Raw genomic sequence first — 24649 nt, 5'->3', positions numbered from 1 at the left:
GTTTCCTGACCTCTCACCATAGCGGCGGACGTCCGGGCGACGGGCCACTGTCCGTCCATGGCCTCGCCGCACCGCGCAGATTCTCCGCGTACCGCCCTCGCGAAAGAAGCCGCCCATGGCCCCAGCCACCGCAAGCGTGATCACTCTGACCATCAACGGAGCACCGCACACGCTGACCGTCGACCACCGCAGCACCCTGCTCGACGTCCTGCGCGAGCGCCTCGATCTCACCGGTACGAAGAAGGGCTGCGACCAAGGGCAGTGCGGTGCCTGCACGGTCCTGGTCGACGGCCGCCGTATCGTCTCCTGTCTGCAACTCGCGGTCGCCGCCGACGGCTGCGCCGTCACCACGATCGAAGGCGTCGCGGACGGCGAGCAGCTGCACCCGGTGCAGCAGGCGTTCCTCGACCTCGACGGATTCCAGTGCGGCTACTGCACCCCCGGGCAGATCTGTTCGGCGCTCGCCGTACTCGACGAGCACGCGGCGGGCTGGCCGAGCGCCGCCACCGACGATGTACGGCCCGAGGCAGGACCGCCCGCGCTGACGCCCGAGGAGATCCGGGAGCGCATGAGCGGCAACCTGTGCCGCTGCGGTGCCTACGTCTCCATCGTCCAGGCCGTCGCACAGGCCGCACAGCACACGACCGCCGGAGAGTCCGCCGAGAACCCCAAGGAGCCTGCCGCGTGAGGGAGTTCAGCTACGAGCGCGCCACCGAGGTCAGCGGCGCCGTCGCCCTGCTCGACGCGGACCCTGACGCGCGCTACCTGGGCGGCGGCACCAATCTCGTCGACCTGATGAAGGCCGGCGTGGAGCGCCCGGGGCGCCTCGTCGACGTACGCGAACTGCCGCTGGGCCACATCGAGTCCACCGACGACGGCGGGCTGCGCATCGGCGCCACGGTCACCAACAGCGAGCTGGCCGCCCATCCGGAGGTACGGCGCCGCTACCCGGCGCTGGCGCAGGCCGTACTGGCGGGAGCCTCCGGGCAGCTGCGCAACATGGCCACGGTCGGCGGCAATCTCCTCCAGCGCACCCGCTGCGCCTACTTCACCGACACCTCGCTCCCCTGCAACAAGCGTGTGCCCGGCTCCGGCTGCCCGGCCACCACCGGCGAGCACCGCAACCACGCGATCCTCGGCGCCTCCGCGCACTGCGTGGCCGTCCACCCGTCCGACATGGGCGTCGCGCTGGCCGCGTTCGACGCCGTCGTCTCGTACGAGAGCGCCGCAGGCGGCGGAGAGATACCCCTCGCCGACTTCTATCTGCCGGTGGGCGACACCCCGCACCGGGAGACCGCGCTGCCGCCCGGCGCGCTGATCACCGCCGTCACGCTGCCACCCGCTCCGGTCGCGGCACACTCGCGCTACCGCAAGGTCCGCGAGCGGGCCTCCTACGCCTTCGCCATCGGCTCGGCAGCCGCCGCGCTCGACGTCGCCGACGGCGTGGTCCGCGAGGTACGGCTGGCCTTCGGTGCCGTCGCGTCCCGGCCGTGGCGGGCCAGGACCGCCGAGCGGGTGCTGTGCGGGCAGCCCGCCGTCGGCGCGGCCTTCGCGGAGGCCGCAGACGCCGAGCTGGCCGCCGCCCAGGTGCTCGAGCAGAACGCCTACAAGGTGCCCCTGATCCGCAATCTCGTCGTCACCCTGCTCACCGAACTGGCCGAGGAGACCGCCCGATGACCACCACGGCACAGCCTCCGACCGTCGGCGCATCGCACACCCGCGTCGAGGGCCGGGAGAAGGTGACCGGCGCAGCCCGCTACGCGAGCGAGCAGCCCTTCGATCAGCTCGTGCACGGCTGGCTGGTCCTTTCGACCGTCGCGCGTGGGCGCGTCCGCAAGGTGGGCGAGGAGGCCGTACGTGCCATGCCCGGCGTGCTGGCCGTGCTCCACCACGGCAACGCACCCCGCTTGGCGACCGACTATGCCTCCATGCTCGGCGGGCCCGACCCCACCGTCGCGGTCTTCCAGCACGACCGGGTCCCGCATGCGGGCTGGCCCGTGGCGCTGGTGGTCGCCGAGACGCCGGAGCAGGCGCGGGAGGCGGCCGAATCGCTCGTGGTCGAGTACGACGAGGAGCCGCACGACGTCGCGTTCCACGCCGACCGGCCCGGCAGCTACGTCCCCGACGACGGCAACGCGGTGCTGACGAAGGGAGACCTGGAGGCGGAACTCGCCGCCTCCGCCGTGGTGGTGGACGCCTCCTACACCACTCCGGAGCAGCACCACAGCGCCATGGAGCCGCACGCAGCCACCGCCCGCTGGGAGGGGGGTCGGCTGGAGGTCTTCGACTCCAACCAGGGCTCCATGTGGGTGGCGGACGAGCTCGCCAAGCTGTTCTCGCTGGACCCGTCCTCGGTACGGGTGCGCTCCGAGCACATAGGTGGCGCGTTCGGCTCCAAAGGCGTACGGCCGCACCAGGTGGCAGCGGCGATGGCGGCGACGGTGCTGCAACGGCCCGTGCGGCTCGCGCTGACCCGGCGCCAGACGTTCGCCGTCACCGGCTACCGCAGCCCCACGGCGCAGCGCGTCCGGCTGGGCGCAGAACCGGACGGGCGGCTGCGCGCGTTCGGGCACGAGGCGCTCAACCTCACCTCGACGCTGCGGCCGTTCGTCGAGACGAGCGCTGCCCTGGGACGCGTTCTGTACGAAGCGCGGGCACACCACACCGCGCACCGGCTTGTCGATGTGGACATGCCCACGCCGACCTGGATGCGGGCGCCCGGCGAGGCGCCGGGCTCCTTCGCGGTGGAGTCGGCCCTCGACGAACTGGCCGAGCGGCTCGGCATGGACCCGATCGCCCTGCGCGCCCGCAACGAACCGACCGTCGGCCCGCTGTCCGGGCTGCCCTTCAGCAGCCGCAATCTGCTCGGATGCTTCGAGGAGGGGGCCCGCCGGTTCGGCTGGGCCGGGCGCGATCCGCGGCCCAGGATGCGCCGCGAGGGCCGCTGGCTGCTCGGCACCGGCACGGCTGCCGCCACCTATCCGTCGGGGGCCGCGCCCTCCACGGCCTCCGTGACGGCCGAGGCGGACGGCACCTTCACCGTACGGATCTCCGCGGCGGACGTGGGCACCGGTGCCCGCACCGCTCTCACCCTGATCGCCGCGGAAGCGCTCGATGTGGCACCCGAGCGCGTGGCCGTGCGGATCGGCGACAGCGACTTCGGGCCCGCCTGGGTCGCCGGTGGCTCGATGGGCACCCGCTCCTGGGCGCTGGCCGTCACCTCCGCCGTCGGTGAGCTGCGCGGACGGCTGGCTCTGACCGACGGCGACATCCCGCCCGAGGGCATCACCGCCCGTACGGACACCGCCGGGCTGCTCGCCGAGCTCGCCAAGAAGGAACGGCACTCCTTCGGGGCACAGTTCGCCGAGGTCGCCGTGGACGTCACCACCGGCGAGGTGCGGGTCCGGCGCATGCTGGGCATCTTCGCCGCGGGCCGCATCGTCAACCCGCTCACCGCGCGCAGCCAGCTCGTCGGCGGGATGACCTGGGGCATCTCCATGGCGCTGCACGAGGAAGCGGTGCGGGACGCGGCCTCGGGCAGCCAGCTCGGCCCGGACTTCGCGGGCTATCACGTCGCCGCCAACGCGGATGTCCCCGTGATCGAGGCGGACTGGCTGGAGGACCCGGTCCCCAACGACCCCGTGGGCATCAAGGGCATCGGGGAGATCGGGATCGTGGGCGTCGCCGCGGCGATCTCCAACGCGGTCTGGCATGCGACCGGCGTACGCCACCGGGATCTGCCGCTGCGGCCGGACCGCGTGATGGAGGTGGGGGACGGCGCGTAGGTCGTGACCGGCGGATCTTGCGCCGGCCCTCCCTTCCTCTGGTAGGGGGTGCCCCTGCCGGACGCTCGTCGACTGCGGGCGCGTCGTGGCTTGTCGCGCAGTTCCCCGCGCCCCTGCGGGGCGCGTCCCCCTGCGAACCCCCATGCCAAGTACGCAAGATCCGCCGGGCAGGCCCTGATTCACCCCCGAGCTCGCGGGTGCGACCTGCGCGAATTCGTAGGCTCCTCCTGGATGAGCCGTGGACAACCAGAGGTTGTTCGGACCAGGCCACCCGGACATTGCTCGGCGTCATCGAAGCGCGCGGCAGACCGTTGGATCAAACAACCGGGACGCCATCGACCCACAACCATTTGTGGTGCGACCATCGGCTAGGCTGCCGGCCGTGGATCTCAACGCTGTACGCACCTTCGTCGCGGTCGTGGACGCGGGCCGGTTCCAGGACGCCGCCGCCGACCTGTCGATCAGTCAGCAGGCCGTCTCGAAGCGCATCGCCGGGCTGGAGCGGGACCTCGGCGTGCGCCTCTTCTCCCGTACAGCGCGCGGAGCGCAGCTCACCATCGACGGGCAGGCGTTTGTGTCCCATGCCCGCGAGTTGCTACGGGCCGCCGAGCGGGCCGCAGCCTCCGTACGCGCCGGCCGCCGAGCGCTGCGCGTCGACGTGCTCCGCCGACGGACCGCGACGGCCGGCCTGCTGCGGGACTTCCACCGCACACATCCCGACATCGAGCTGGACGTCGTCGCGCTCTTCGACATCGACGAGGCAGTCGCCGCCGTCGAGTCCGGCACGATCGACGCGACTTTCCGCGCTGTCACCATGCCCGGCCGGCGGCTTCCCGACAGCGTCCGCGCCACTCCCGTCTTCGACGAGCCCCTCCATCTCTTCACCGGACCCTCCCACCCGTTCGCCGAGGCACCCGCTGTCACCCCGGCCCAGCTCGCCGGACACACGATCTGGATGCCCGGCAACACCCCCGGCACCGAGTGGGGCGCCTACTACGACGCGCTCGCCGAGGAGTTCGGACTGACCATCGATGTCGTCGGCCCCAACTTCGGCATCGATCCGCTGCTGGACACGATCGCGGACTCCTCGACGCTCGCGACCTTCGTCAGCGAGCAGACCCCCCTCGTCTGGCCGGCCGGCCTCCGCCTCCGCCTGATCCCCCTGCACGACCCCACCCCGGTCTACCCCCACTCGCTGCTCTGGCGCGCAGACAACCCGCACCCCGCGCTCACCGAGCTCCGCGACCACCTCACCTCCGCGCAGCTCCGCCGTCCCACCGCCGAGACCTGGCGACCGGGCTGGACCCGGCACGCCGAAGCGGTCGGCCGCTGAGCGGGACGAGGACCGCCATGCGGAGCATCGAGTTCGTGCCCGATTACGGGCAGGAATCTGGCGGTTTGCATTATCGAGGTTCTACAGTCCCTTGCCGTGATCGATTTCTCCGAACTGTGGGGCTTCACTGTGATCGTGGGGCTGCTCACCCTCACACCGGGCCTGGACACCGCACTCATACTGCGCACCGCCGCGCTCGGCCACCGCCGGCGTGCCTGGGGAGTTGTCCTCGGTATCCAGACCGGAACCCTGACCTGGGGGCTGTTCACCTCCCTGGGCATCACTGCCTTGTTGACCGCCTCCCATCTCGCCTACACGCTGCTGCGCTGGGCGGGCGCCGCCTATCTGGTGTGGATGGGCGCTCGCATGCTCTGGGCCGCGCGCCGTCCCGCCGCGGTGGGTTCGTCGGAACCGGGCGATGACGACGCCCCGATCCAGGCCGGTGCCGAGGTCGCTCCCCCAAGTTCTCGGCTCCGCTCGAAAAAGGGGCACCCCCATCGCGGCGGCTGGCGCCAGGGCGCTCTGACCAACCTCCTCAATCCCAAGGTGGGCGCCTTCTACGTCGCCGTCCTCCCCCAGTTCGTCCCGGCTGGCGCTTCCCATCTCGCCATGGGCGTACTGCTGTCGGTGATCCATGTCCTGCTAGGCGTGCTCTGGTCGTTCCTGCTGATCGGCTGCGCGCGCATGCTGCGCGACTACCTGCGACGCGATTCCGCCCGGCGCATGCTCGACCGGGTCGCCGGGACGGTGATCGGCGCGTTCGGTCTCCAGCTCGCGCTCGGCGACTGAGCTCCCCTCGCGTCGTGGCCGGCCGCACAGTTGGCCGCGCCGGCGGGGCGTGGAGCCGTTCCCGCGCCAGCGGGCGTGGAGCCGTTCCCGCGCCGGCGGGGCGTGGACCTGTTTCCGCGCCCCCCTGATCCCCCTGATCCGTTGATCAGCCGGACAGGCTCCGGTGCCTCCGCTCCGTTTCCCAGACGGTGCCGCGTGCCTCGTACTCCAGCATCATCTCCAGCCCGTTCGCGGCCTCGGAGCCCAGCTCGCGCTTGACCAGCCAGAGCCCGAGCTCCAGGCCGGAGGTGACGCCCTGGGCCGTCACGAGATCGCCGTCGTCCACGACCCGGGCCGGGGTGAGGATGCCCCCGTCCTTCTCCAGGTCCTTGAGGGCACCCCGGTGCGTGGTGCAACGGCGGCCCTCCACCAGCCCGGCCGCGGACAGCAGCAGCGCCCCCGTACACAGCGAACTGAGCGTCAGCCCCTTGCGCGGAGCCGCTGCAAGGGCGCGCGGCAGCGTGCCGCGTTTGATTTCGGCCCAGATGCCGGGCCCGTCCTTACGTGTGTAGCCCCCGCCCGGCACCACGATCAGCTCCGCCTCGCGCGGTGCCCAGCGCCGGGTGACCTGTACCTCGGTGCCGTACGCACAGCGCACGGTGCCGGTCTCACCGGCCGTGACGAGACCGACGTCCATCTTCCGCGTGCCGCCGAGCATCCTGGCGGCCGAGAACACCTCGTACGGACCGACGAAGTCCTGCTCCTCCACACCGTCGAACATCACGATGTGGACGCGGAACGGCCGCGTGCTCCTGCCGCCGTGCCCGCCGCCCCGCTCGCCGACGCTCTCCTGCGCGCCGGCGGAAGTGGTGCTCAGCACTCCCTGAGCCAGCGCTCCGGCTCCCACAGCCGTCGTCCGGCGCAGCATGTCTCGCCGTTCCATCATCCTGTACCTCCCTGGCAGTTCGCGATCGGGACGGCTTCACCCTGGCAAGCGGGGGACGGATCCGGCAGCAGCGATCGTGACCGGTCCCGATAGGTTCCTGCCATGCACACTGTGGCTGTCCTGGCACCGGGTGGCGTTGTCGGTTTCGATCTGACCGCCGCCTGCCAGGCGTTCGCCCTCGCGCGGCTGCCGGACGGCAGTCGGCCGTACCGGTTGCTGGTGTGCGGCAACTCCCCCGTCACCAGTACGGCGGCCGGGGAGCTCTGCTTCGAACTGCGGCCCGCGCACCCGTTGAAGGCCGCCCTTGCCGCGGACACGATCGTGGTCCCGGGTGTGGCGGACGATATGCGTCCGGACGGTGAGGTGCTGGAGCTGCTGCGGTCGGCCGCCCACCGGCGTATCCGGGTGGCGTCGATCTGCACGGGCGCTTTCCTGCTGGCCGAGGCGGGCCTGCTGGACGGTGCCGCGGCGACGACGCACTGGCTGGCGGTCGACCGGCTCGCCCGGGAACATCCGGCGGTCCGCGTGGACCCGGGCGTGCTGTTCGTGGACAACGGCCAGATCCTCAGCTCGGCGGGCGTCGCGGCGGGTCTCGATCTGTGCCTGCACCTCATCAGCCGCGACCACGGCGCGGCGGTCGCCGCGGAGGCGGCACGCTCCCTGGTCGTACCGCAGCGGCGCAACGGCACCATGGCCCAGCTCGTGCCTCGCCCCGGCCCCCGTACCGACCGTTGCGACGACGATCCGCTGCCCGCGACCCTGGACTGGCTCCACCGCAATCTGCACCGCCCTCTCACCCTCACCGACATCGCCCGTCAGTCAGGGATGAGCGTGCGTCATCTGCACCGCAGATTCCGTGCCTCGACCGGGACAACGCCGCTGAGCTGGCTGCTGTGGGCCCGCATGGAACGCGCCCGCGAACTGCTGGAGACCACCGATCTGCCGGTGGAGCGCCTCGCCGACATCACCGGCTTCGGCTCCGCGGTATCGCTGCGCGCCCACTTCCGCCGGCGCCTCGGCACCACCCCCACGGCCTACCGCCGCACCTTCCGGGAGGGCACGCATCAGCCTCATTCCGCCCGGAGCGCCTGAGCGTTGTGCGGGGGTGCTGCTCAGGACGGCTCGTCGCACCCCTACTGGTACGGCACTGCAGGGAACGTCGGGTCTTCCTCGGGGCGGATCTCCTTCGGGCCTCTGGCGTAGTGGAAGCAGAACTCGACCGGCTCCTCGAAGCTGATCGCCGGCAAGGGATCGGCGCCCGGCATGGGTTCGACGGGGGCGAGGACGTAGCGATGGCGCGTGACCTCGTCCAGCGGTTCTGCCGGTTCCGCCGAGGCGAACGACAGCGAGCCGGCGCTGCTATCGGGCGTGCCGTGTACGCTCCACCGCGCGCGCAGTTCCAGGACTCCTGGTTCCGGGCACCGCCAGCGCAGTCGTGTGACGGCCAGCTCGCCGACGTTGAACCATGCGCTCCAGCCCTGCCCATCGCCGAGAAGCCCGAGTTCGGAGGCTTCCATCACCCCGTAGGAGAACGGGACGCTGCTCCAGTGGCCTACCAGTTGGTCATCCAGATCCATTTCTGGATTCTCCATCCTCCGCGACGGCGTCAGGGGTGGGGGGCTCGGGCGCCGGCCGGGAGCTTCCACGTAACGTGACAAGAGCCGGGAAAGGAGCCGATCGGATGACCGAACTGCGGGCTGTGGACTTCTGGTTCGACCCCGTCTGCCCGTACACGTGGATCACCTCCCGGTGGCTGGTGGAGGTGACGAAGGTACGGCCGGTGACCGTCCGCTGGCGGGTGATGAGCCTCTCCGTACTCAACGAGCACCGGGACGACAACCCGGAGGGCGAGTGGGGGGACTACATGTGGGCACCGGTGCGAGTGTGCGCCGCGGTGGAAGAGCGGTTCGGCAACCGGGCGCTGGGTGACCTCTTCACCGCGCTGGGCACGCGCTTCCATCTCCACGGCGACTGGGAGCTCGCCGGAGCCCTCGCCGACGCCGGGCTGCCGCAGGAGATCGCGGAGGTCGCCGGGTCCACCGCCTACGACGGGGCGATCCGCTCGTCCCACGCTCAGGCCGTCGCCCTGGTCGGCACCGAGGTCGGCACCCCGGTGCTCTCGGTCGCCGGGGAGGACGGTGAACGGGTCGGCTTCTTCGGTCCGGTCGTCTCCCCCGCCCCTACCGGGGAGACGGCCGGACAGCTGTGGGACGGTTTCCTGCTGCTGGCCGGTGTGCCGGGCTTCTACGAGGTCAAACGCACCCGCACGGAAGAGCCCCGGTTCGGCAACCGGTGAACCTGGGCGGTCACAGCATCAGTTCAGCAGTTCCCGGGCCAGCGCTTCGCTCCACCACTGCTCGACCTGCCCGGGTGACCAGCCACGTTCGGCGATGAGCACGGTGTAGACATCGATGTTGCACAGAGCCGCGTAGATGTCCACGGCGGCCCGCACATCCAGGCCCTCCCGAAGAATGTCGCCCGGCCATGACGAGAACACCTGGACGCGGGTGTCGTCGGCGCGTGCGCGTCCATCGCGGTAGAGCGCCGCCAGCTCCGGTTCGGTGCGCCCCGCTTCCCGGATCAGCGTGATGATGTCGCCGGCCCGCTCGAACAGCCGCCGGTCGTAGGCGGCCATCGCGGTCAACTGGGCAGCGGGGCCCGCCTCCGGGACCTCCAACTCCGCGAGCAGTTGCGACACATCGGCCGACAGGTCCGCCGCGTCGGCCAGCGCACGGGTCAGCCCTGCCTTGTTGCCGTATGCCGCGTAGACGGTCGGCACGGAGACCCCCGCCTCGCGCGCCACGTCCCGCACGGTCGTCGCCGCCCAGCCCTGGGAGACGAACAGCCGGCGGGCGGCGCGGGCGATGTCCGCGCGGGTCTCCTGCGCCTGCGCCGTGCGGCGCAGCGAGTCGTAGCGGCGTCGGCCCGGCTCCGTACCCATGGGCTGTCCCCTATTCGCTTTACGGTGCTTATAGTGAATACATGATACGCCAACAAGCCCGGCCGGCCGCCGTGAACTTCTCCCGGCTCAGCGGCATCGCTGCCTTCGGTTTCGCCTTTCTGATCGTCATGAGCAACGTGATCGTCGCCCCCGCCGGTCTGCCGCGTACCGGCGCCGACATCGGCGAAGTCACCGCGTTCTTCAGCGCGGAGGGCGACCTGGTGGGCCTCGGCTCCGCCCTCACTCCCGCCGCCTGGGCGCTCGCCACGCTGTTCGGCGCGGGTGCGGTCGCAGCGCTGCGACGGTCCGAGCGGGAACGGGGCGAGGCGTGGTCGCTGCTCGGATTCGCCGGCATCCTCCTCCAGAACGCCGCCTTCGCCGCAGTCATCGCGATCCGCCTCGCCATCGCGTCGAGGACCTCGGACGACGCCGGTGCGACCTCGGGGCTCTGGGCGTTGCACGACGCGCTGTTCACCCTCAACGGCACGTTCCTGGCGCTCGCTCTCGTCGGCCTGTCCGTGGGCGGGCGGCGGGCCGGACTGATCCGGCCGTGGCACGGCACCCTGGGACTGCTGTCGGCCACGCTGCTGTTCACCTCCGCCACCCTCGCCCCCCTGGTCATCGACCGCACCGGCCCCCTCGGCCTCCTCGGTCTCGGCGGCTGGCTGTTGTGGGTGGTGTGGCTCGGCGCGTACGGCACCACTCTGATCCGCCTGAAGTCGACCCCGCACTCGCCGCAGATCGCCTGACGGGCCGACGCACCCCGCGCCGCGAAGGAAAGCGGACAACAGCCGCTCGGCGCCGGCATGTGCGGCCGGCCCGAGGGGCGCCTGCGTACGGTGCCGGCCTGCCCGCATACCCTTGCCCCAGACCACCGCACATCCGGAACGTCCAGGAGCGTTCATGAGCGCCACCGCGCAGGCCACTTCGTCCCGTACCGCTGTCGTCACCGGCGCGAGCAGCGGCATCGGCGCCGCCACCGCGCGCCGACTCGCGGCGTCCGGCTGTCGGGTCGTCCTCACGGCGCGCCGCGAGGAGCGCATCGCGGCCCTGGCGGCGGAGCTCTCCGAGGCGGGGCACCAGGCCGAGGCGTACGCGCTGGACGTGACGGACCGGGCGGCGGTCGACGAGTTCGCCGGGCGGTTCGACACGCTGGAGGTCCTGGTGAACAACGCCGGCGGTGCGCTGGGGGCCGACCCGGTGGCCTCCGGCGATCCGGAGGACTGGCGGCAGATGTACGAGACGAACGTCATCGGCACCCTGCATGTCACCCAGGCCCTGCTGCCCGCGCTCACCGCGAGCGGCGACGGCACCGTCGTGGTGCTCTCCTCCACCGCGGGGCATGCGACGTACGAGGGCGGGGCCGGCTATGTCGCGGCGAAGCACGCTCAGCACGTGCTGGCGGAGACGCTGCGGCTGGAGATCGTCGGCAGCCCGGTCCGCGTGATCGAGATCGCGCCCGGGATGGTGAAGACCGACGAGTTCGCACTGACCCGTTTCCGGGGGGACGAGGAGAAGGCGGCGAAGGTGTACGCGGGTGTGGCCGAGCCGCTGACCGCCGACGATGTCGCGGACACCATCGCCTGGTCCGTCACCCGCCCCAGCCATGTCAACATCGACCTGCTGGTGGTCCGCCCGCGCGCGCAGGCGTCCAACACGAAGGTTTTTCGGGAGGGGTGAAGGAGTCTCTTCAGCATTGGTGCATATCACCGCGATGCGATTCGGCATACGCGTACGTACGAACGGCCGTCAGACCTCGATGCGGCCGGCCCGCAGTGCGGGCAGCCGGGCGGCGACGGCGCCGGTGAGCGCGGTGTCGTCGGCGAGGTCGGGGGCGCCGAGCGTGGTGAGCAGGGCGCGGACGGTGCCGGTGGGCTCCGGGTGGGCGCGCCAGCAGGCGGCGAGGGCTTCGGCCGCGGGGTCGGCGGCCTGCCGGTCCGGGTGGGTGGCGTACACCCAGCCCGCGAGGGCGAGTTCGAGCAGCGGGGTGGGGGTGCCCGCGGCACGCAGCGTGCGCAGCGCAGGCAGCCAGCGTTCGGGCAGTTTCAGCGAGCCGTCGGCGGCGATCTGCCGGAGCCGGTGGTCCATGGCGGGGTTGCGGAAGCGGGGGACGAGTTCGGCCGCATAGGCCGCAGGGTCGGGCCCGCCGGGCGGCAGGGTGGGAGCCAGCTCGGCGCACAGGCCCCGCACCAGTGGGGCGCCCCAGTCGGTGTCCAGCGCTTCCGCGACGGTGTCACGCGCGGCGGCCAGTCCGAGGTAGGCCAGCGCTGAGTGGGAGCCGTTCAGCAGCCGCAGCTTGGTGAGCTGGTACGGCATGGTGTCGGGGACGAGCAGCGCGCCGTCCAGCTCCCACTGCGGCCGGGGGGCGGCGAAGGAGTCCTCCAGCACCCAGCTGCGGTACGGCTCACCGGTCACCGCCGCCGTGTCCCGCAGACCGAGCGCCGCAGCGGCGCGGGCCAGGTCGGCGTCGGTGGTGGCGGGGACTATCCGGTCGACGACCGTGCCGGGGAAGGCGATCGCTGTGGCCATCCGGTCGAGCACCGTCTCCCGGTCCGGCCATCCGGCGGCGGCGGTGAACTCGCGGACGGCGGCGCCCAGTGCGGCTCCGTTGTCGGCCATGTTGTCGCAGGAGACGACAGTGATGGGCGCCGCACCGGACCGCATCCGGGCGGCCAGCCCGGCGGCGAGGCGTCCGACGACGGTGGCGGGTCGCGCCGCGCCGGGTCCTGCCGCGGCTCGTTCGAGATCGGTGGCGACGGCCGGGGACGTCAGGTCCAGGACGGCACCGTCGCGTGGCGTGCGCCCCGGGATGCGGTGGTAGCCCTTCTCGGTGATGGTGAGGGTGACGACCGTGACCTCGGGGTCGGTCAGCAGCGCATCGACGCGCGCGGCATCCTCGGCCATCACCAGCGCGCCGGTGAGCGCGGCGACGACGCGGGTGGGGACCCGGGTGGCGGCGCCGTCGGGATGGCGCTCGGTGAGCGAGTAGAGGAAGTCCTGTTCGCGCAGCATCCGGGCCGTCGCGGCGGAGCGGGGCGCCACCGCGGTGATACCCCAGGGTTCACCGGAGCGGGCGGCGGCCTGCTCGGTCCAGACCGCCTGGTGAGCCCGGTGGAAGGCGCCGAGCCCGAAGTGGACGACGCGGGTGCGCAGTTCGCCCGGGTCGAACGCCGGGCGGCACTCGGGCGGGAGCCGGTGCAGGGCAGCACGCTCCAGACGGGGCGGGTCGGCGGCGGTCACCAGTCGTGGACCGATCCGTCGAGGCGGCGCGCCACAGGCAGATAGCGGCGCTCGTACGGGAAGCGGGCGGCGGCCTGCTCGTCGTACTCCACTCCGAGACCCGGCTCCTCCGGCGGGTTCAGCATGCCGTCGGCGAAAGTGACGCCCCCGCGGAAAACTTCGGCCGCCTCCTCGGGGTGGCCCATGTACTCCTGGATGCCGAAGTTGGGGACGGCCAGGTCGAGATGGACATTGGCGCTGAGACTGACCGGGGACAGATCGGTCGCACCGTGCGAGCCGGTACGCACCTGGTAGAGAGCGGCGAGGTCGAAGATCCGGCGCAGGTGGGTGATGCCCCCGGCGTGCACGACGCTGGTGCGGACGTAGTCGATGAGCTGCTCGGTGATCAGCTGCTGGACGTCCCAGATGGAGGTGAGCACCTCGCCGACCGCGACAGGCGTGGTGGTGTGCTGCCGGATGAGGCGGAACGCCTGCTGGTTCTCGGCCGGGGTCGGGTCCTCCATCCACAGCAGCCCGACGTCCTCTACACGCTTGCCGAAACGGGCCGCTTCCATGGGCGTGAGCCGGTGGTGGACGTCGTGCAGGAGGTGGAAGCCGAAGCCGAAGCGCTCGCGTACCGCCTCCAGATACGTGGGGGCGAAGCGCAGATACGCCTCGGTGTCCCAGGGCTGCTCCTCCGGGAGCGGGCCGGCGGCCGGCTCGTACAGCTTGCCCTTGCGCACCCCGTAGGTGCCGCCGATGTCGGGGACGGCGGCCTGGGCGCGGACCGCCTTGTAGCCCAGCTCCAGGAAGCGCTCGACGTCGTCGAGGAGGGCGGGGACGTCGGTGCCGCTGGCGTGCGAGTAGACGAGGACACCGTCGCGGGACCGGCCGCCGAGCAGCTGGTAAACGGGCAGCCCTGCGGTCTTGCCCTTGATGTCCCACAGGGCGGTGTCCACGGCGGAGACGGCGGTCATGGTGACCGGACCGCGCCGCCAGTAGGCGCCCTTGTACAGGTACTGCCACAGGTCCTCGATCCGGGCGGGGTCCTTGCCGATCAGCAGCGGGGCGACGTGGTCGCGCAGACAGGCGGCGACGGCCAGCTCCCGGCCGTTGAGGGTGGCGTCGCCGAGGCCGGTGACCCCGTCGGTGGTGGTGATACGCAGGGTGACGAACGTGCGCCCCGGGGAAGCGACGAACACCTCGACGTGCTCGATCTTGCTCACGGCGTCCCTTCTTCTTCGAACGGTCGGGTCCAGCGGCCCGGCGGCTCCTGGTCGGGCAGGACTTGTATACAAGCACTTGTCGCGGAGTCGGACAAGAGCTGAGCACCGCGTCACCTGCGACTTCTCGGCGAGACCCGTCGGGCCGCCATGCCGATACGATGGACCGCATGGCTGACTCGAACCGGCGGCCGACCAGCCGGCGCTCCCTCTACAACCAGCTGCGTCGAATGGTCCTGACCCTGGAGCTCGCACCGGGCGCCGCCATCTCCGAGAACGAGCTGGCCGCCGCTCTCGGGGTGAGCCGCACCCCGGTCCGGGAGAGCCTGATCATGCTGGCCCAGGACGGGCTGGTGCAGATCTTCCCCAAGATCGGCTCCTTCGTCTCCCGGGTGGACCCGGCACAGGTCGCCGACGCCCAGTTCCTGCGCGAGGCGGTCGAACTGGCCGCGCTGGAGGACCTGCCCGACGAGCTCGACACCGGCGTGGTCACCGAACTGCGGGAGAACCTGGAGCACCAACGCGGCCCCGGACTGGAACTGGAGGAGTTCTTCGCCCTGGACGAGGCTTTCCACCAGGGGCTGCTGCGGCTGAGCGGCCACGCCAACGCCTGGACCACGGTCGCCGCCGCCAAGGGCCACCTGGACCGGGCCCGCCGGCTCGGTCTCTACGAGCACGCCTCCTCGGCCGAGTTCGCCGCCCAGCACGCCGAGATCTTCGAGGCGGTGCTCAGCGGCGACGCGGACAGCGCCCGTACGGCCATGCGCACCCATCTGCGTGCGGTCTTCAGCGACATCGAGCGCATCCGCGCCCACTCTCCCCACCTGTTCGCCACCGACCCCACCGCCGTCCCGGTCCGGCGCAGCGTCGCGGTCTGGGAGTGAGCCGGCAGCCTCGCGGTGCCGCGTGCGGGGGTCGGAGGGCCCCGGCGGTCCGTTCACCGCGCCCCGGGTCGCGATTGTCGGTACCGACCGGCCGGCATGTACCGAGGACGGCCCCCGGTCCCCGGCCACAAGCCCCGATGTGGGCCCGCCTCACTCCGTCGGCGTACCGGACACGGCCCGCCGGCCAGCACACACGCGGCGGGCGGGGCCGGGCGGCGGCCGGCTGAAGCAGACTGGTGCCATGGGCAACCTCAGCTCGCCGGGAACACCTTCGCGGCGTTTCCCCCCGCGCCCGGAGAGCGTGACGGCGGCCCGGCGCTTCGTACGCACCGCCTTGGACGGGGTCGCACCCGATGTGGTGGCCACCGCCGAGCTGCTGCTCAGCGAGCTGGTGACGAACGCGGTGCTGCATGCCCGCACCGGATTCGAGGTGTGGGCCTCGGCCGTCGACGGCAGGGTTCGGGTGCAGGTCGTCGATCGTCGGCCGGCCCGGAGCCTGGTGTCCCAGGAGCGCCGCACGGACGCCAGTACGGGACTGGGGCTCTTCCTGGTCGAGAGACTCGCCTCGCGCTACGGGGTCGAGACCGACGACGAACGCAAGACAGTGTGGTTCGAGCTGGGATCCGCCGAAGCGCCGTCGCCGCCCTCCGGTTGGGAGACCGCGGCGCCCTCGTTCGGTCCCCACGACACCGTGACGTTGGTCGACCTGCCGGACGCGCTCTACACGGCGTCCCGTTACCGCAGGCACGCGCTGCTGCGCGAGCTGACCCTCGCCGCATCGGCCCGGGACCGGTTCGGTGTGCAGCCGCAGGATCTTGCCACCGCGCACGACATGAGCAACGTGCTCAGCGCTTGTGTGACTGAGGCTCTGGAGAACCAGCCTTCGGACGCGGACATCCGTTCCCTGCGGGTGTCGGTCCCGGCGGACACCACCCCGGCGCTGTTCACCTTGCGCAGGGTGCTCGACCTCGCCGAGGAAGCGGCCCGGGACGAGCACCTCCTCACCCGGCCTTCCCTCCCGCAGAACCGCATCTTCCACAAGTGGCTGTTCGACCAGATCACCAGCCAGCTCGCCGGCGGGAAGCCCACCGCGTGGACGGTCGTCCCCCGCGAACCGGGCGCCAATCCCTCCGAGCTGACGTCGTGGGACCCGGAGCAGGTGCGGGACAGCAGGGTTCCGACCGTCGCCGCCGACGAAGAGGACCGGATCATCGCGGCGAACGACCCGGCGGTTGACATGCTCGGCTGGCAGGCGGACGAGTTGCTCGGACAGCAGCTGACCGTACTCATTCCGGAGCACCTGCGGAAACGCCATGTCTCGGCGTTCACTTCCTTGCTGCTCACCGGCCGGCCCCGGATTCTGGGCCGCTCCGTGCCGTTGCCGGCGCTGCACCGCGACGGCAGCCTGGTGCCTGTCCGCCTGCTCATCCAGACCCAGGAGACGGCCGACGGCCGTACCGTGTTCGTCGCCCAGCTCGCCCCGCGGGCGACCGGTCCCACGGAACGCGCTCCGCGGAAGGAACGGACCGCACCACCACCGGAAACGAGCGCTCTGTACGGGCCGACCGCCCCGGAGCCGGTGCGGGAGCCCGTGCGTGGGCCTGCGCCACAGCCGACCGGCGGCAAGGCGGACGTGTCGGCGTTGGAACGGCTGTCCCTGCTGGCCGACACCCGGAGTGCACTGAGCGGCACCCCGGACCTGATCGAGGGGCTGCGGCAGGTGTGCGTGATCCTGACCGAGCGGCTGGCCGACTGGTGCGCGCTGGACCTGCTGGACGAACGCGGCCGCGTCGACCGGGCCTGTGTCGTACACCGTGCTGCGCGGAGGATGCCCCCCGGTGTGCGCGAGGGCCGGCTGCCTCCGGTGTCGGAGGCGGCGCGCGGGCCGCTGGCCCGGGTGCTGCGGGGTGCGGGCCCGCTGCTGTTCACCGAGATCCCGGCGGCGAACCAGGCCCAGAGTCCGCTGGACGCCCGACACCTGGAACTCTTCGAACAGCTGGGTGGAAACAGCGCCGTGGTCGCCCCGCTGCGGGCCCGCCGGGAAATCCTCGGCGCACTGACCGTGGCCCGTGACGAGGGAAGCAGGCCGTTCACCGAGGAAGACCTCTCCCTGGTCGACGACCTGGTCCGCAACCTCGCGCTCGGCGTGGACAACATCCGGCTCTACCAGGAGACACGGGACATCGCGGAACGCCTCCAGCACTCCCTGCTTCCCGTACTGCCGGAGGTCGAGCATCTGCAGATGGCCGCCCGCTACGTCCCCTCCTCCACCACCGCGCAGGTCGGCGGGGACTGGTACGACTGCTTCGTCGTCCCCAACGGCGAGACGGCGCTGGTCATCGGCGATGTGGCCGGGCACGACCTCGAAGCTGCCGTCACCATGAGCCAGCTGCGCAGCATGCTCCGCGGAATCGCCGTCGACCGCCAGGAGCCGCCCGAAGCCGTGCTGCGCCGGCTGGATCTGGCCAACCACAGCCTGTACCGGGAAGCCACCGCGACCTGCGTCTACGCTCTCGTCAAAGGCCCGGAGCAGGGGCCCTGGGAGCTGAAGCACTCCTCCGCCGGGCATCTGCCGCCGCTGCTGACCACCGCGGACGGGGAGACCCGCTACCTGGAGAACGGGGCGGGTCTGCTCCTCGGCATGGACCCCGAGCAGCGTCGGCCCACCGCCGTTGATCCGCTCCCCGCCCACTCGACGGTGCTGCTCTACACCGACGGCCTCATCGAACGCCGCGGCGAATCCCTGGACAACGCCCTGGCCGCGCTCAGGGAGCACGCGACCGCCCTGGCACGCGAACCTCTCGACGTCTTCTGCGACGAGCTCCTCATCGGGCTCGGCGCCGACAGCACCGACGACATCGCAGTCCTCGCCGTCCGCCCGACACCACCGTCCTGAGGGCTGCAGGGGCCGGGGCCTACGGCAGATAGCGCGGGGGCCGCCAGGCATCCAGCCGGTGCTCCACCGCGGCTACCAGCGACAGGAGTTCGGCGTCCTGGTGGTCACCGGCCGTGAGCAGCAGGCCGACGGGCAGCCTGTGTCCTTGAGCAGCACGGGTATGCCGTCGAGGGGCCACGGGTCTCGCCGTGCCGGTGCCGGGCGTCGCCGGCAGCCGCCTGGCGCAGGGCCGTCGGGCCCCCATGGGAGTCAGCGGACTACATACCGACGCCCAGCACAAGAACGCCGCAGCCACGGCCGACCGTTCCGGACGACTGTTACGGTCACCGCTTATGACTGAGCGGCTGCCTGAGTTCCCGTACCACCCCGACCCCGTCGCCACGGGCGCAGTTGTTCCGTCCGAGGCCGTCTGCGTCTGCTGCGGGCGGGCTCGCGGGTACAGCTACACGGGTCCGGTCTACGCGGCCGAGGACCTCAAGGGCCGGCTGTGCCCGTGGTGCATCGCCGGCGGCGAGGTCGCGGAACGGTTCGACGCGCACTTCACTGCCGGGACCTGCCTGGGCGAGGACGTACCCCTTGAGATCTTCTCCGCGGTCGACAGACGCACTCCGGGCTTCTCAGCGTGGCAGGAGCCGCAGTGGTTCTTCCACTGCGGCGACGGCACCGCGTTCCTCGGCCGGGCCGGGGCCGCCGAACTCGCGGGTCATCCCGAGGCGTTGGAGGCACTGCGGCAGGAGGCAAGCGGTTGGGGCCGCCCCTGGGACCAGGTCGAGGACCGCCTCGGCGCGCTGGGCGAGGGCGGCCGGCCCACGGCGTATCTCTTCCGGTGCCGGCACTGCGCGACCCACCTCGCGTACTCCGACTTCACATAGCCGCCCCGGATGCGCGGCAAGACGTACGGCAAGATGGTGGGCCGTGACCTATGACCAGCGCCGTCAGGCCGCCCACCAGCCGTACGCCCCTCCGTCCATGCACCCGCCGCCGCATCCGTACCCACAGCCGCCCCTGGTCCCGAACGAGGTGGGTGACGAGCGCCGAGTGCTCGCCGCCTTGATCGACGGCACGATCGCCTTCGTCGCCGGTCTCGGCCTCGCTCACCGTCTCACGGGCATCGAGAGCGTCGCTGTCTTCTGGTGCTACGCCGTCGCGTGTGCCTTGGGGGTGTCCTTCGTCCACCAGGTGCTGGGTGCCGTGGTGTTCCGGGCGACGGTGGGCAAGTTTCTGCTCCTGACACGCGTGGTGCGGGAGGCGGACGCGGGACGGCCGCGCTTCTGGCAGACCGTTCGCCGCTGGCTGCTCGGCCTGACCTGGCTGCCGATGCAGCCGCTGCGCTCGCTGATCGGCGCGGAGGGCGACCCTTACGAGGACGCCTGCGGGCTGCGGTACGTACGGAAGCGTGACCTGCGCCGCTGAGCGCCGCCGCGCCCTGCCGGGGACCGTAGCGTCAGCTTGCGTGCCAGCCGGACCAGCGGGCGACCGCGATCTCCACGACCGGCCCTGCGGGCGGGCGGGTGCCGTACTGCTGTTGGTACTTCTCCACCAGCAGGCGCACATGCTGTGCGGAGGTCGGCGATTCGTCGGCAGTCGGCAGCACGGCGGCCGTTCCGTCGGCGCGGGTCCACCACAGGAGGTCCCAGTCCTCGTCGTAGTTGTCGGCCAGGAGGCACACCCGGGCGTCGGCTTCGATGTTGGCGAGCCGCTTCAGCCGTCCCGCCCGCTTGGGCTTGTGATCGACGGCGAACACCACGGTGTCACCGGTCACGGCGAAGACCACGGGGACCAGATGCGGGCGGCCGGCGCCGTCGGTGGTCGCGAGGCGGGCCACCCGGGCCTCGGCGAAGCGCTCCCGCGCCTGGCCTCCCGTCATGTTCGGCACTGCTGCTCCCGGCGGCTCATCGGTAGCGCCCGGCGACGTCGGCGAGCTTGTCGAGGTAGGACAGCGTGTCGGATTCCGGCATGGTCGGCAGGTAGAACAACAGCCGCTCCACATCGAGCTGCGTGTACTGCTCGATGACCTCCGGCTTCTTCGACACCGCGTAGACGGTCACCGGGACGTCGCGGCCCGCGATGCTCCGCATCCGGTCGATCTGCGGCCCCAGTTCTCCGGGCGGCACGCTGTTGGCCAGCCAGGCGTCACCGAGGGCCGCCACCCGGGGGAAGGCGCCCTCACCGCCGCCCACGTAGAGGGGCGGGTGAGGACGCTGGACCGGCTTGGGCCAGGAGTAGACGGGGTCGAAGTCGACGAACTCCCCGTGGAACTCGGCCTTGTCCGCGGTCCACAGCTCGCGCATGGCCCGGAGCCTCTCGTCCACGAGACGCCCTCTGGTGCGCGGGTCCGTGCCGTGGTTCTCCATCTCCTCCCTGTTCCAGCCGACACCGACCCCGAAGACGGCCCGCCCGCCGGAGACCAGGTCCAGGGACGCCACCGCCTTGGCCGTGCTGATCGGGTCCCGCTGCGCCACCAGCGCGACACCGGTGCCCAGCAGCAGCCGCTCGGTCACCGCTGCCGCCGCGCTGAGCGCCACGAACGGGTCGAGCGTGCGGTAGTAGATGTCCGGCAGATCGCCGCCGGCCGGGTACGGCGTGCGACGGGCCACCGGGATGTGCGTGTGCTCGGCGATGAGCAAGGAGTCCAGTCCCCGCTCCTCGACAGCACGTCCCAACGCGGCCGGCGCGATGCCCTGGTCGGTGATGAAGGTCGAGACACCGAACTTCACAGCGGCTCCTCCGGTTCCGGGATCGGTCGTTCCGGAGCGCTTCCGGAACGGTTTCACGGCCCCTGCCGAGGTACCCCGCTCCGGTGCGGGAGAACATTCCCTGCGTCGGAACGGCGTCCGAACGGCGTACGGACCGCTGATTCCGCGCCGCCCGGCGGTCGTCTCAGCTTGCGGGACGCCGGGCGAGGAAGTCCCGGATGTCGCGGTCGAGATGGTCCGCCGTCCCGGACGTTGTGCCGGAGAGGGAGGAGACGATGTCTGCGAGCTCCTCAGCCAGGTCCGGGAAGACCTTCCACGCCTCCGCAGGCTGCCGCAGCACGGCGCTGAGCAGGTCGCCTTCGTAGTACCTGCCCTCGGCCAGCGGGTCCCTGCGCAGTACTTGGAGTGCCAGCGGCAGGACGAAGGGCAGGCCGACGTTCTGCAGCGTCAAGGTGCGCAGATCCTCGACGGTGAGCGCGGCCAGTTCCTTCTTCCGCAGGGCGTGCACGTTCTTGACGAGAGCGGTGCTGTCGGGCGGCGGGTCCGGCCACGGCGCCCCCTCCAGCTCGTCGAGGGTGCGGTCCAGATGGAGCAGGCGGCTCATCTCGTGGCTGTCCTCTTCCGCGACGTACCGGCTACGCGAAGCGCGCGGGGTCGCCCGCGCCCGTTCGTACGATCTCGGCACCGCCGCCGGAGAAGTCCACGACGGTGGTCGGCTCGGTGCCGCAGTCGCCCGAGTCGACCACCGCGTCCACCACGTGGTCGAGCCGCTCCTTGATCTCCCAGCCCTGAGTCATCGGTTCCTCCTCGTCCGGCAGGAGAAGGGTGCTGGACAGCAGCGGCTCACCGAGTTCGGCCAGCAGCGCCTGAGCGACCACGTGTGCGGGGATGCGGACTCCGACCGTCTTCTTCTTCGGATGCAGCAGCTTGCGGGGCACCTCCTTCGTCGCGGGGAGGATGAAGGTGTAGCGGCCGGGCGTGGCCGCCTTGATCGCGCGGAACACGTCGTTGTCGACGTGCACGAACTGGCCGAGCTGCGCGAAGTTCTGGCATACGAGCGTGAAGTGGTGCCGCTCGTCGAGGTTCCGGATGGACCGGATACGGGACATACCGTCCCGGCTGCCCAGCCGGCACCCCAGAGCGAAACAGGAGTCTGTCGGATACGCGATGAGTGCGTCTGCCCGGATGCTGTCGACCACGGTGCTGATGGTGCGCCGCTGCGGGTTCTCAGGGTGCACGTCGAAGTACTTCGCCATCCGCCGAGCCTATGACTTGCCCGGCGGACCTTGCACACCCGGCATGGGGGCTGCGCCCCCGAAGGGGCGCGGGGAACTGCTCCCCTGGGGGTACCGCCCGGCCGGAGGCTGGGGGACTCCGGCCGGGAGGTGCCCCCACCAGCCACGACGAACCCGCAGCCCGCGCGATCCGGGCAGGGGCACCCCTCACCGGAACAACGGAGAGGGCCGGGGCGGCGTGCGGCTAACGGCCGTCGCGGGGCGCCTTCCGGCCGCGGTCGAGCAAGAAATCGGCCGCGCGGGCGCGGACCTCGGCGCGGGTACGGCCCGGATAGTCGGCGGCGATGAAGTGCTCGCCGATCGCCACGCAGAAGGCGAGCATGCTGCGGGCCTCGACCTCGTCGGGGTCTGAGCAGAAGGTGCCGATCATCTCGCGCAGCAGCGCCATGCGCCGGTTGTCCACCCGGCGCAGTCGTTCGGCGACCGCTTCGTCGCGCCGGGCCCAGTCGCGGATCGCGAGGTCGATGGGGAGCAGGCGGTCGTCGGAGAAGGTGAGCATGCCGGCCCGCTGGATCTTCGTCTTCGGGTCGCCGCCCTCGCGCTCGATACGGTCGATGACCTCGTCGATGCTCTCCCGCTCCCAGGTGTCCAGCATCGCCTCCAGCAGCGCGTCACGGTCGGCGAAGTACCCGTAGAACCCGCCCTTGGTGACGCCGAGCGACTTGGCCAGCGCCTCGACGCGGACGGCGTCCGGACCGCCGGCGGCCAGTGCCCGCAGCCCTTCCTCGATCCACCTGTCCCGCGGCGTGCGTACAGCGCCCACGATGTGTCCCACCTCACCTCTCGCCCCGTATACGCCGCCGTATATACGGCGCTAGCCTCCTGGTTATACGCCATCGTATAGCTGATTCGGAGGCAGAGAGATGACCGCTGGATTCATCGCCTTCCACTACCCGCGCCCCGAGCACTTCGAGGAGTTCGTAGGCCGGACGCACAAGGTGAAGGAGTTCCTCCAGTCGAGGGCGGGCTTCTTGTCCGCCGACATCTGGGCCACCACCGACGGCGACGCCGTCATCACCTCCGGCAGATTCGAGTCCGAGGAAGCCCTGGGCGCTGCGTTCGCCGCGGCCCGCGAACTGGGCCCGATCGTCGGCTTCGACGAGCGCGAGTACAAGCCCCGCGAGATCTTCACCGTTCGCGCGAGATGACGACCGGCGGTCAACCGCCGCCGTCACAACGGGGTCCGGAGCCCCGGGAGTCCTGGTAGCCTCACCGCCGCACGGGGGATGTGCGGAATAACGATAGGTGTCCGGGATATCGAACAGGAGGGGCTCCGTGCCGCCTTCCCCGACGGGTGAGTTCCACGTCTTCTTCGAGCGGCACCACACCGAATTCGCCCGCCTGGCCTACCTCTTGCTCGGCGACGCGGAAGAGGCGGACGATCTCACCGCGGACGCCTTCGTCGCGCTCTGGCACCGGTGGGACCGGGTGCGCACCGCCGACCACCCGGCCGCGTACGCCCGCGGAGTGGTCACCAACCTCGCGCGCAGCCATATGCGTAGCCGCACCCGTGAACGGCGCAGGGTCGCGCTGTTCTGGTCCCGGCACCAGGAGCCCGCCGAGGGCCCCGACGTGCCCACCGTGGTCGATGTGCGGGAGGCGCTGGCCCGGCTGCCGTTCCGCAGACGCGCCTGCGTGGTGCTGCGGCACGCCTTCGACGTCTCGGAACGGGACACGGCACGCATCCTGGGGATCTCGACCGGCACGGTGAAGAGCCAGGCGTCGCGCGGAATGGCCGAGTTAGCCCGGCTGCTGGAGCCCGCCGAGCAGGGTACGGACCGTAGCGTGGAGGCCGTACTGGCGCTGCGCGGAAGAAGGACGGGACGGTACACCTGATGAACGTGCGCGAAGAGCGGGCGGAGTCCGAGGCGGAGCAGCGGCTCGGCGCCCGGCTGCGCGCGGCTGCCGACGCCCACCAGCCGGACCGCGCACGGATGCTCGACCGGATCGCGCACGGCACCCAGGACTCCGGGACCCGGCAGCGGCAACGCCGTGGCCCGGCACCGCGCCGGTGGGCCTGGCCACGGGCGGCAGCGGCGGTCGGCGCCGTCGTCATGGTGCTCGGTATCGGCGGCGCGACCGCGCTGTGGGCACCGCACGAAGACAGGCACGAAGACAGGCACATCGCCGGGGACGGCCGAGCCCCGACGGTGCGTACCTCGGCCGGTCCCGCCGGGACCGAGGGGAACGGGGGGTCCGGCGGGACCGGCACGGCCGACAGGCTGCCGGCGGTCGACGGGCCGCTGCGGTCGAGCGGTTCGGCCGCCGAGGGCGGCAACGACTACTGGTCGCAGACCGAGGTCACCGTCCGGTCCGCGAAACGGCTCACCGCGCTGACCGTGGAGCTACGGATCGCGGAGAGCTCACCGCTGAGCTCTACCGGCTCTTGGCGCACCCGCCCGTCCCGGGACTTCGACGTGGACGTACGGCACGCCGGGGGCACGCTCGTCTACCGCTGGACGCTCAAGAAGGACCGCACCGTGCCGCCCGGCAAGCATGTCTTCGCCGGGCAGTACGACCACGGCTCCGGCAAACGGAGCACGGGCGACGACAGTTACACGGTCTCGGCCACTGCCGCGGGCCGCGCGTACGCGGTAGGCGGCGGGATCGGGTAGCGCCGCCCTGGCGAGCCCCGCGAAGGCGGGGCCGCCAGGGCCGATCAG

General features: G+C 71.6%; 27 protein-coding genes. 16 read left to right on the top strand and 11 right to left on the bottom strand.

Annotation, left to right across the window (positions count from 1 at the left end):
- The first annotated feature begins 115 nt into the window (after positions 1 to 115).
- The 5 genes from ACTWP9_RS16950 to ACTWP9_RS16930 all read left to right on the top strand — a co-directional run bounded on the left by ACTWP9_RS16950 (position 116) and on the right by ACTWP9_RS16930 (position 5907).
- Positions 116 to 688 (top strand): (2Fe-2S)-binding protein, encoded by a 573-nt coding sequence (locus ACTWP9_RS16950; protein WP_443246992.1) that lies wholly within the window; start codon positions 116 to 118, stop codon positions 686 to 688.
- Positions 685 to 1677, top strand: a complete 993-nt coding sequence (locus ACTWP9_RS16945) for an FAD binding domain-containing protein (RefSeq protein ID WP_443246991.1) — start codon at positions 685 to 687, stop codon at positions 1675 to 1677. The genes ACTWP9_RS16950 and ACTWP9_RS16945 overlap by 4 nt, the downstream gene beginning before the upstream one ends.
- Positions 1674 to 3785 carry a xanthine dehydrogenase family protein molybdopterin-binding subunit gene (locus ACTWP9_RS16940; RefSeq protein WP_443246990.1) on the top strand — a complete coding sequence of 704 codons (2112 nt, stop codon included), beginning with the start codon at positions 1674 to 1676 and terminating at the stop codon, positions 3783 to 3785. The genes ACTWP9_RS16945 and ACTWP9_RS16940 overlap by 4 nt, the downstream gene beginning before the upstream one ends.
- Positions 3786 to 4167: 382 nt before the next feature.
- A complete protein-coding gene (locus ACTWP9_RS16935) occupies positions 4168 to 5118 on the top strand; it encodes a LysR family transcriptional regulator (protein WP_443246989.1) in 951 nt (316 codons plus the stop codon).
- Between the two features lie 96 nt (positions 5119 to 5214).
- Positions 5215 to 5907 carry a LysE family translocator gene (locus ACTWP9_RS16930; RefSeq protein WP_443246988.1) on the top strand — a complete coding sequence of 231 codons (693 nt, stop codon included), beginning with the start codon at positions 5215 to 5217 and terminating at the stop codon, positions 5905 to 5907.
- Between the two features lie 145 nt (positions 5908 to 6052).
- Here ACTWP9_RS16930 and ACTWP9_RS16925 read toward each other — a convergent pair whose 3' ends face one another.
- The gene (locus ACTWP9_RS16925; protein ID WP_443246987.1) at positions 6053 to 6832 is read right to left on the bottom strand and encodes a DJ-1/PfpI family protein; all 780 of its coding nucleotides are present in this window, start codon (positions 6830 to 6832) and stop codon (positions 6053 to 6055) included.
- A gap of 102 nt (positions 6833 to 6934) precedes the next feature.
- On the opposite strand from ACTWP9_RS16925, the gene ACTWP9_RS16920 reads away from it, so the two are divergent.
- On the top strand, positions 6935 to 7924 hold the full coding sequence (locus ACTWP9_RS16920) for a GlxA family transcriptional regulator (RefSeq protein WP_443246986.1): 990 nt from the start codon (positions 6935 to 6937) through the stop codon (positions 7922 to 7924).
- 41 nt (positions 7925 to 7965) lie between these two features.
- On the opposite strand, the gene ACTWP9_RS16915 is transcribed toward ACTWP9_RS16920, so the two are convergent.
- Positions 7966 to 8409, bottom strand: a complete 444-nt coding sequence (locus tag ACTWP9_RS16915) for a hypothetical protein (RefSeq protein ID WP_443246985.1) — start codon at positions 8407 to 8409, stop codon at positions 7966 to 7968.
- A 104-nt stretch (positions 8410 to 8513) separates the two neighbouring features.
- On the opposite strand from ACTWP9_RS16915, the gene ACTWP9_RS16910 reads away from it, so the two are divergent.
- Positions 8514 to 9128 (top strand): mycothiol-dependent nitroreductase Rv2466c family protein, encoded by a 615-nt coding sequence (locus tag ACTWP9_RS16910; RefSeq protein WP_443246984.1) that lies wholly within the window; start codon positions 8514 to 8516, stop codon positions 9126 to 9128.
- 18 nt (positions 9129 to 9146) lie between these two features.
- On the opposite strand, the gene ACTWP9_RS16905 is transcribed toward ACTWP9_RS16910, so the two are convergent.
- Positions 9147 to 9773 carry a TetR/AcrR family transcriptional regulator gene (locus ACTWP9_RS16905; RefSeq protein WP_443246983.1) on the bottom strand — a complete coding sequence of 209 codons (627 nt, stop codon included), beginning with the start codon at positions 9771 to 9773 and terminating at the stop codon, positions 9147 to 9149.
- Positions 9774 to 9814: 41 nt separating this feature from the next.
- On the opposite strand from ACTWP9_RS16905, the gene ACTWP9_RS16900 reads away from it, so the two are divergent.
- A complete protein-coding gene (locus ACTWP9_RS16900) occupies positions 9815 to 10522 on the top strand; it encodes a 2-oxoglutarate/malate transporter (RefSeq protein ID WP_443246982.1) in 708 nt (235 codons plus the stop codon).
- Between the two features lie 154 nt (positions 10523 to 10676).
- Entirely contained in the window at positions 10677 to 11453 is a 777-nt protein-coding gene (locus ACTWP9_RS16895) for an SDR family NAD(P)-dependent oxidoreductase (RefSeq protein WP_443246981.1), read from the top strand.
- Positions 11454 to 11522: 69 nt separating this feature from the next.
- Here ACTWP9_RS16895 and ACTWP9_RS16890 read toward each other — a convergent pair whose 3' ends face one another.
- Both ACTWP9_RS16890 and manD read right to left on the bottom strand, forming a co-directional pair.
- Positions 11523 to 13013, bottom strand: a complete 1491-nt coding sequence (locus tag ACTWP9_RS16890; protein WP_443246980.1) for a mannitol dehydrogenase family protein — start codon at positions 13011 to 13013, stop codon at positions 11523 to 11525.
- On the bottom strand, positions 13010 to 14218 hold the full coding sequence (manD, locus tag ACTWP9_RS16885; protein WP_443246979.1) for a D-mannonate dehydratase ManD: 1209 nt from the start codon (positions 14216 to 14218) through the stop codon (positions 13010 to 13012). Before manD ends, ACTWP9_RS16890 begins: the two co-directional genes overlap by 4 nt.
- Positions 14219 to 14385: 167 nt before the next feature.
- Between manD and ACTWP9_RS16880 the strand changes: the two genes are divergently transcribed.
- Together ACTWP9_RS16880 and ACTWP9_RS16875 are read left to right on the top strand one after the other, a co-directional pair.
- Entirely contained in the window at positions 14386 to 15099 is a 714-nt protein-coding gene (locus ACTWP9_RS16880) for a GntR family transcriptional regulator (protein WP_443246978.1), read from the top strand.
- A 241-nt stretch (positions 15100 to 15340) separates the two neighbouring features.
- On the top strand, positions 15341 to 17995 hold the full coding sequence (locus tag ACTWP9_RS16875) for a SpoIIE family protein phosphatase (RefSeq protein WP_443246977.1): 2655 nt from the start codon (positions 15341 to 15343) through the stop codon (positions 17993 to 17995).
- 19 nt (positions 17996 to 18014) lie between these two features.
- On the opposite strand, the gene ACTWP9_RS16870 is transcribed toward ACTWP9_RS16875, so the two are convergent.
- A complete protein-coding gene (locus ACTWP9_RS16870; protein WP_443247021.1) occupies positions 18015 to 18173 on the bottom strand; it encodes a hypothetical protein in 159 nt (52 codons plus the stop codon).
- Positions 18174 to 18327: 154 nt separating this feature from the next.
- Between ACTWP9_RS16870 and ACTWP9_RS16865 the strand changes: the two genes are divergently transcribed.
- The gene (locus ACTWP9_RS16865; RefSeq protein WP_443246976.1) at positions 18328 to 18867 is read left to right on the top strand and encodes a CbrC family protein; all 540 of its coding nucleotides are present in this window, start codon (positions 18328 to 18330) and stop codon (positions 18865 to 18867) included.
- A gap of 43 nt (positions 18868 to 18910) precedes the next feature.
- Positions 18911 to 19408: an RDD family protein gene (locus tag ACTWP9_RS16860; RefSeq protein ID WP_443246975.1), complete on the top strand. Its 498-nt coding sequence runs from the start codon at positions 18911 to 18913 to the stop codon at positions 19406 to 19408.
- A gap of 31 nt (positions 19409 to 19439) precedes the next feature.
- On the opposite strand, the gene ACTWP9_RS16855 is transcribed toward ACTWP9_RS16860, so the two are convergent.
- The 5 genes from ACTWP9_RS16855 to ACTWP9_RS16835 form a co-directional block, all read right to left on the bottom strand.
- On the bottom strand, positions 19440 to 19871 hold the full coding sequence (locus ACTWP9_RS16855; RefSeq protein WP_443246974.1) for a TIGR03668 family PPOX class F420-dependent oxidoreductase: 432 nt from the start codon (positions 19869 to 19871) through the stop codon (positions 19440 to 19442).
- A gap of 16 nt (positions 19872 to 19887) precedes the next feature.
- Positions 19888 to 20712: an LLM class F420-dependent oxidoreductase gene (locus ACTWP9_RS16850; RefSeq protein WP_443246973.1), complete on the bottom strand. Its 825-nt coding sequence runs from the start codon at positions 20710 to 20712 to the stop codon at positions 19888 to 19890.
- 163 nt (positions 20713 to 20875) lie between these two features.
- Positions 20876 to 21295 (bottom strand): contact-dependent growth inhibition system immunity protein, encoded by a 420-nt coding sequence (locus ACTWP9_RS16845; protein WP_443246972.1) that lies wholly within the window; start codon positions 21293 to 21295, stop codon positions 20876 to 20878.
- Between the two features lie 31 nt (positions 21296 to 21326).
- The gene (locus tag ACTWP9_RS16840) at positions 21327 to 21947 is read right to left on the bottom strand and encodes an L-threonylcarbamoyladenylate synthase (protein ID WP_443246971.1); all 621 of its coding nucleotides are present in this window, start codon (positions 21945 to 21947) and stop codon (positions 21327 to 21329) included.
- 223 nt (positions 21948 to 22170) lie between these two features.
- Positions 22171 to 22749: a TetR/AcrR family transcriptional regulator gene (locus ACTWP9_RS16835; RefSeq protein ID WP_443246970.1), complete on the bottom strand. Its 579-nt coding sequence runs from the start codon at positions 22747 to 22749 to the stop codon at positions 22171 to 22173.
- A 100-nt stretch (positions 22750 to 22849) separates the two neighbouring features.
- Here ACTWP9_RS16835 and ACTWP9_RS16830 point away from each other — a divergent pair, with 100 nt between their 5' ends.
- The 3 genes from ACTWP9_RS16830 (at position 22850) to ACTWP9_RS16820 (ending at position 24601) form a co-directional block, all read left to right on the top strand.
- Positions 22850 to 23134, top strand: coding sequence for a hypothetical protein (locus ACTWP9_RS16830; RefSeq protein WP_443246969.1), 285 nt, complete (start codon positions 22850 to 22852; stop codon positions 23132 to 23134).
- Positions 23135 to 23261: 127 nt separating this feature from the next.
- The gene (locus tag ACTWP9_RS16825; RefSeq protein WP_443246968.1) at positions 23262 to 23822 is read left to right on the top strand and encodes a SigE family RNA polymerase sigma factor; all 561 of its coding nucleotides are present in this window, start codon (positions 23262 to 23264) and stop codon (positions 23820 to 23822) included.
- The gene (locus ACTWP9_RS16820; RefSeq protein WP_443246967.1) at positions 23822 to 24601 is read left to right on the top strand and encodes a hypothetical protein; all 780 of its coding nucleotides are present in this window, start codon (positions 23822 to 23824) and stop codon (positions 24599 to 24601) included. Before ACTWP9_RS16825 ends, ACTWP9_RS16820 begins: the two co-directional genes overlap by 1 nt.
- Positions 24602 to 24649: the final 48 nt, after the last annotated feature.

Source organism: Streptomyces sp. 3N207 (genome assembly GCF_052246355.1).
In the GTDB taxonomy this organism is placed as follows: Bacteria; Actinomycetota; Actinomycetes; order Streptomycetales; family Streptomycetaceae; genus Streptomyces.
Note: the sequence above shows the minus strand (reverse complement) of the source record. Positions and strands in the feature narration are given on the sequence as shown.

Excerpts from the sequence above, each read along its gene's own strand:
- ACTWP9_RS16950 (WP_443246992.1), top strand. The coding sequence starts at position 116 with ATGGCCCCAGCCACCGCAAGCGTGATCACTCTGACCATCAACGGAGCA.
- ACTWP9_RS16915 (WP_443246985.1), bottom strand. The coding sequence starts at position 8,409 with ATGGATCTGGATGACCAACTGGTAGGCCACTGGAGCAGCGTCCCGTTC.
- ACTWP9_RS16865 (WP_443246976.1), top strand. The coding sequence starts at position 18,328 with ATGACTGAGCGGCTGCCTGAGTTCCCGTACCACCCCGACCCCGTCGCC.
- ACTWP9_RS16830 (WP_443246969.1), top strand. The coding sequence starts at position 22,850 with ATGACCGCTGGATTCATCGCCTTCCACTACCCGCGCCCCGAGCACTTC.
- ACTWP9_RS16840 (WP_443246971.1), bottom strand. The coding sequence starts at position 21,947 with ATGGCGAAGTACTTCGACGTGCACCCTGAGAACCCGCAGCGGCGCACC.
- ACTWP9_RS16900 (WP_443246982.1), top strand. The coding sequence starts at position 9,815 with ATGATACGCCAACAAGCCCGGCCGGCCGCCGTGAACTTCTCCCGGCTC.
- ACTWP9_RS16925 (WP_443246987.1), bottom strand. The coding sequence starts at position 6,832 with ATGATGGAACGGCGAGACATGCTGCGCCGGACGACGGCTGTGGGAGCC.
- ACTWP9_RS16940 (WP_443246990.1), top strand. The coding sequence starts at position 1,674 with ATGACCACCACGGCACAGCCTCCGACCGTCGGCGCATCGCACACCCGC.
- ACTWP9_RS16905 (WP_443246983.1), bottom strand. The coding sequence starts at position 9,773 with ATGGGTACGGAGCCGGGCCGACGCCGCTACGACTCGCTGCGCCGCACG.
- ACTWP9_RS16910 (WP_443246984.1), top strand. The coding sequence starts at position 8,514 with ATGACCGAACTGCGGGCTGTGGACTTCTGGTTCGACCCCGTCTGCCCG.
- ACTWP9_RS16875 (WP_443246977.1), top strand. The coding sequence starts at position 15,341 with ATGGGCAACCTCAGCTCGCCGGGAACACCTTCGCGGCGTTTCCCCCCG.
- ACTWP9_RS16920 (WP_443246986.1), top strand. The coding sequence starts at position 6,935 with ATGCACACTGTGGCTGTCCTGGCACCGGGTGGCGTTGTCGGTTTCGAT.
- ACTWP9_RS16845 (WP_443246972.1), bottom strand. The coding sequence starts at position 21,295 with ATGAGCCGCCTGCTCCATCTGGACCGCACCCTCGACGAGCTGGAGGGG.
- ACTWP9_RS16895 (WP_443246981.1), top strand. The coding sequence starts at position 10,677 with ATGAGCGCCACCGCGCAGGCCACTTCGTCCCGTACCGCTGTCGTCACC.
- ACTWP9_RS16820 (WP_443246967.1), top strand. The coding sequence starts at position 23,822 with ATGAACGTGCGCGAAGAGCGGGCGGAGTCCGAGGCGGAGCAGCGGCTC.
- ACTWP9_RS16880 (WP_443246978.1), top strand. The coding sequence starts at position 14,386 with ATGGCTGACTCGAACCGGCGGCCGACCAGCCGGCGCTCCCTCTACAAC.